Annotated in this window: 7 protein-coding genes; 2 read left to right on the top strand and 5 right to left on the bottom strand. The window is 52.0% G+C overall.

Features of this window, described 5'->3' with window-relative positions; all coding sequences use genetic code 11:
• The coding region (locus PHE17_RS21340) for a hypothetical protein (RefSeq protein WP_301017949.1) at positions 1 to 217 on the top strand (217 nt) is incomplete at its 5' end.
• Between the two features lie 72 nt (positions 218 to 289).
• Here the strand turns inward: PHE17_RS21340 and PHE17_RS21345 are convergent.
• From PHE17_RS21345 to PHE17_RS21365, 5 genes are all read right to left on the bottom strand, one after another.
• Positions 290 to 1036 carry a ferredoxin--NADP reductase gene (locus PHE17_RS21345; protein WP_301017950.1) on the bottom strand — a complete coding sequence of 249 codons (747 nt, stop codon included), beginning with the start codon at positions 1034 to 1036 and terminating at the stop codon, positions 290 to 292.
• A 339-nt stretch (positions 1037 to 1375) separates the two neighbouring features.
• Entirely contained in the window at positions 1376 to 1762 is a 387-nt protein-coding gene (locus PHE17_RS21350; RefSeq protein ID WP_301017951.1) for a PIN domain-containing protein, read from the bottom strand.
• Complete coding sequence (locus tag PHE17_RS21355; protein WP_301017952.1) at positions 1756 to 1959, bottom strand: type II toxin-antitoxin system VapB family antitoxin; 204 nt, start codon at positions 1957 to 1959, stop codon at positions 1756 to 1758. The genes PHE17_RS21350 and PHE17_RS21355 overlap by 7 nt, the downstream gene beginning before the upstream one ends.
• 792 nt (positions 1960 to 2751) lie before the next feature.
• Positions 2752 to 3189, bottom strand: coding sequence for a TerB family tellurite resistance protein (locus PHE17_RS21360; protein ID WP_301017953.1), 438 nt, complete (start codon positions 3187 to 3189; stop codon positions 2752 to 2754).
• A 185-nt stretch (positions 3190 to 3374) separates the two neighbouring features.
• Positions 3375 to 4007 carry a TetR/AcrR family transcriptional regulator gene (locus PHE17_RS21365; protein WP_301017954.1) on the bottom strand — a complete coding sequence of 211 codons (633 nt, stop codon included), beginning with the start codon at positions 4005 to 4007 and terminating at the stop codon, positions 3375 to 3377.
• Positions 4008 to 4170: 163 nt separating this feature from the next.
• Here PHE17_RS21365 and PHE17_RS21370 point away from each other — a divergent pair.
• On the top strand, positions 4171 to 5473 hold a 1303-nt coding region (locus PHE17_RS21370), incomplete at its 3' end, for a cellulase family glycosylhydrolase (RefSeq protein ID WP_301017955.1).

Below are 5473 nucleotides of genomic sequence, written 5' to 3' on the forward strand. Positions count from 1 at the left end.
GGTTGGGGCGTATGGTGCGGGTACAAAAAAAGACAAAGCCGCCGCACGCCTGAAATATGCGCGGAAGGTCTGGAAGGTGTTGGACAGGCAAGTGGCGCAAGGTTTGGGGAAGCAACCGGAACCTGAGTTAGCGGTTATGGCTGATGCGCCGCCGCCTGCCAAGCGGGCGGTAGCGGTACGCCACCAACACGGGATATTGGTGGTGGAACTGGAGTGAGGTATCGTTTTCGTACCGCGCAGTTAAACGGTGGGCAATCAACCGCCATGATAGGCGCTGTAACCTAAGCGTTCAGTTATGATGGGCGACAAACGCAGCCTCCAATGTATAGTTCCCCGCTCCCCTATGGTTAGTCATAGTCCAATTATTATCATCAAGATATTGCCTCATCTGCCGGTTCATCTCCGGGTTGCCGCACAGCATCACCCGGTCATTACTGGGTGTGGCAGGGGGCAATTTAGTATGCCTGAACAAATCACCAGAAATGAAGGCATCTGAACAGCGCAAGTTGAAGCCAAAAGGTTCACGGGTCACGGCTGGCACATACATGAAATTATCCCCAACCAAAGACTCAAGCTCCTCACGGTAAGCGAGTTCCGCCACAGTGCGCACTGAATGGGTCAAGATAACTTTTTCAAACCCAGAGAAAGTTTGGGCATCCCTCACCAAGCTCATGAAGGGCGCCAACCCCGTTCCAGTTGCCAGCATATAAAGATGCCTGCCCGGCTGCACGTGCTTCAGGGTCAGGGAGCCAGTTGGCTTGCTGTTTACCCACACGGTGTCGCCCGGACGTACCTGCACTAACTGGCTGGTCAACTCCCCTTCAGGTACATGGATGCTCAAAAATTCCAGATGCGGGGTATCGCGGGTTGAAACGATGGAATATGCCCGCGCAATCAGCTTCCCCCCCTGTCTCAACCCGATGGTGACAAATTCCCCATTCGTGAAATCGAAGCCATCAGGCCGGGTTAATTTGATGCTGAACGTATTCGGAGACCACGGATGTACATCCGTGACGGTTTGTTGTAGGTAGGGCATTGCATCTTCCAGTTACAGTGTGGGTTGGTGGCTGTACAAAATGCTGGACAAAACACCGCGAGTACCTGCCATTCTTAGCCATTTTTTCACACAGGGATAATTTGCCCTGACCCAATAAGGGGAACGCCCAAATAGGAAGCCAAAACACAAATCTGGCTAATAGTGCAAGAATACCTTCCCTTTGCCATTTTTAGCCCTTTCCGGGTAAGTCCTCTTCCCTTATCCCCCTTCCCTTACAAGCCCTTTTCCCCTTTCCCTTTCGGTGAAAGGCTCCCCGGCTTAGGCAGCGCAGGAGCTTGCGGCAGTGGTGGTTGCCCTTTCAAAGCCTTTTCTTTTTCTTCAGTGGAGGAGTTCAGGGTATACCGGCAATGCTAAGGCATTCGCCATCAGGCGGAAATGCTTGTCTGAAGAGTAAAGCCTGCACTGTTGTTGCTGCGCATTCTGGGCAATGAGGAGATCAGCAACGCCGATGCCATTCGCCCCAGCTTGGAGGCATTGCAGTTGCATCTGCATGAGGTTACCCCATTGGATGTCCAGCGATAGGCAGCGTACCTCTTGGAGCAAAGCAGCAAGCTCATGCTCGCGGCGTAGCCGGATTGCTGGGAGCAGTTCCGCAAGGATAACAGGGTTGGTGGCAACCAAATTATCGTCGATAAGGGTATCAAGCTCCGTCCCTATCCCCCGGAAATAATCAATCCAGATGGAGGTGTCCACCAAAATCAGCATATTCCCACCCTGCCGCGCATGGATTCCAAATCAATGCCCAAATCCAGCTTTCCCTTATAACGCTTGATCTGGCTGATACGGTGGCGGCGGATGAGTTCCTCCAAGGCGATGACGATCACTTGGGTGCGGTTTTTGGCATGGGTAACGCTCAAGGCTTCTTGGAGAAGGTCTTCGGGTAGGTCAAGGGTTGTACGCATGGTGCTCTCTCCTGATGGTTATATGCATGATCTTAGTTAATCATGCATAAACTGTAAATACTGCTTTGCAGGCGCGGGTTAGCTTGTCCTATATAGGTGGCGGTATAATGCCCATGACATCACGCATGAGGATCAGGCAATAGGGCAGGAGACAACAGCAGCTCCAGACAGCACCGTAATGGATGCAGGGCAGGAAATGGCAGTGCCAGCCATCAAGGTTGCTGACGCAGGACAGCAAGCAGCGATGATAGTGCCAGCCGTCAGTGCTGCTGGTGCAGGGGGGGGCAGGCACAGCAGAATGGGGACAGCTATTGGATGAAGACATCCCCTTATCCCATCCGGGGAGATGATGTGATGCGCCCCATCGGTACAGGGCAAGCAGGTGCTGGCGCAGCCCAACGTAGTACAGGAACTGCAGGAACCAGACTGGGGATGCCCCCGGTCAACTTCCCTACGGAGAATTGACCCGTAGGCCATTTTGGGTGGTTAAAAAGACCCTAGCCAATTTGAGCCGTGGAAATTGCTCTTGGCTACCCTGTATTATGATGGCTCATTTCCCTATACCCAAAATGGCTAGCCCAGAAAATTAGCATCAGATTGCAAAGAGGCCATGCGTATTTTCTGTGGTGGATTACGTACAGACACAAGAAAGCCCAACGGAGTGGGCTTTCTTTGAACTGGGGCACCAGCCGGAAATCTACAAGCAGGGGGTGTGATCACATCACCGAAGTGTCCCATTTATATGACCGTACATATTTATGGCACTCAAGCGTTTGTTGCCCTATGGCAGGATCAGCTCATCGGCTTCATCAGTGCCATGCTGACATTGATGACTGCTTGGGATTCTTCTTCACTCAGGGAGGAAACTTGGGACAGTTCCATCAGTTTGGATTCTTCTTCCTCAGTCACAACGCCGTCGGCGAGGGTGACAAGGCAAGCAAACGACAACGCGGTGGCGTGCAGTTCTTCCGGCAGGTAGGTAAAAGCATCAACTGCGCTTTGACCAGCACCATTGACCTTGAGGTATTTTACCGCCAGTTCAAAGGAACTCCGCAGGGAAGCGTTTGCCAATGAGCTATTGATCTGGGCAATCCCAATCAGTGTTTGGACTTCATTCTGGTCAAGGTCACCATCCAGGCTACCGATGGCTACCATCAAGGTGACAATCGCATCTTCATTGCAAGTAAATTCAACCTTTTGCTTCTTTTTAAACGCATCAAACAAACCCATACGTAACCTCTTCCTTAAAAATGAGGGCTTTTTATACACCCCAAAAGCAATGGGTTAAAGAAATCCCTAGTAAACGCGGTCTTATGGCGTTCTCAATGCGCCTTAAGCCTAGTGAAACTTGGATTAGTCCGATTCGTGCCTTTGCCCATCATGGGCAATCAGACCCAATGCGCCATCAGAAGCGCCTACCCCCCAATACCCCCTAATGGCTGCGTGGAAACTTCCAAACCGCGCAGGATGGAGTCACAGAGAAACGCAAGACAGTTGCCTTCCCCTTCTGCCAATTGCAGGTGTTTGTCCACCAACAGGCTACTCATGCCGTGCATGGTTGACCAAACGAATAGAGCTTGCCGTTCCTTGTCGTCTTGCCGGGTGACACCCGCACTCTGGCATTCCTCCAGCATCAGCAGCAACTCCGTAAATGAGCGGGCGCGGGATTCCGCCAGTTCTGGGGTCTGGTTCTCACCAACCAAGGGTTCACGGAACAACAACCGATAACGGTCGGGGTTTTCCAACGCAAAGCTGAAATACGTCATCACCATCTGCCGCAAACGTGCTTCTGGGGGTAATCCTGTCTGGGTACGCACGGCATGGAGCAACCCACGGAAACACCCACACGCACGGGTTGCCACTGCACACAGCAGCAGGTTTTTGCTGGCAAAATGCCGGTAAGGGGCAGAGCGTGTCACCCCTAAGCGCAGCCCCAACTCTTGCAAGGTGATGCTGTCCAACTGGCATCCTGCCAACATCTTTTCCGTTTCTTGGATCAGCGCCTCACGCAGGTTGGGGTGGTGGTAAGTGTCTTTTCTCTCGGCCATGTTAGGAAGTGCCATTATCCATCTTTATAAAGTTTGACAATAATCAACATTAATGCGTAGCATTAATGTAATCATCATTAACATTGTTGGCAGTGAGTGATAGCAACACTGGCAATTACCGATGATTCTACATGAATACGATTAATGCGAGGGAATTTCAACTATGAAGCGTAAGACGTGGTTTTATGCCTTGCCGCTGGTATTGGCGGTGCAAGGTGCATTGGCCGGGACAAACTTGGTTACGGACGGCGGTTTTGAAAGTGGTTCGCTAGCATGGGCAAGTACCAAATCCATCCTCACCCTTGACCCGGTGGCAGCTTATGCGGGTCAGGCGGGGATGAAGGTCAATTCCGCCTATAGTGGGTGTGCTACCGGGGCACTGTACACGTTGAACACCGCCAACCTGCAAAATGGCACACTCTACGAATTTGGGGCGCGGGTACGCTTGAGCAGTGGTGTGGGCAGTTCTGCCAACCTTTCCCTTGGTTTGATCAAGAACGGGGCTAGCCCAATCACCCTGGATGGCGAGCAATCCAGCTACGATGCCGGGGTTTATCCCGACAAATGGACGCAGGTGTTTGGGGTGTGGCAAGCCAGTTTTACCCCCACCGACACGCTCAAAGTCTGTATTAGCGGGGCTGCCAACAAACCGTTCCATGTGGATGAAGTGTTTGTGAAACCACTGACCACAGACGAGGTTGGCTACCAACCGCCCGCAACGCTGGATACTTCGGCCTTGATCCATGCTGATGGCAACCGCTTGGTGATGGGGACGCAAAAAACCCCGTTCCTGATGAAAGGGATCAACGTTTACCTGTATGACCAAGGCAATGATGTTGACCCACCGCCACCCCTCGACGATTTCAAGTACAAAAATATTGATGCGGCATCTTATAAAGAAATCCGTGACCTCGGCTTCAACAGTGTGCGCCTGATGCTATCTTACAACCTGTTTGAGAACAGCACCGCACCCGGTGTCTACAAGAATGAAGGTTGGGCATTAGTTGACCGGCATATCCAGTGGGCCAAACAAAACGGCTTGCGTTTGATACTGGATATGCATGTCCCACCCGGTGGCTACCAAAGCAACGATTTCAAAGGGTTTGGTAGCCGTGCTGATCTGAAAAAACGCCTGGAAGATTTGTGGGTGGCCATCGCCCAGCGTTACCGCAATGAAACCACCATCGCGGCTTATGACCTGATTAACGAACCGCACATCAACAACTGGTTTACCTACGCCCAAACCTTAATCAGCAAAATCCGTGCGGTGGACAGCAACCATTTGATTGACGTGGAGGTGTCTTTCCACCCCAGCGACATCGGCATGTACAAGCTGGCGGATAATAATATCCTGTACGATGTCCACTGGTATGAACCGTGGAGTTGGGCAGGTTCGCATACCAACAACACGCCTTACGTGGGTACATTGGCGCAGTTCAAGCAGCAGCTCCGTGCAGGGGAAGGCT

The organism is Thiothrix sp., from assembly GCF_028714775.1.
GTDB lineage: Bacteria > Pseudomonadota > Gammaproteobacteria > Thiotrichales > Thiotrichaceae > Thiothrix.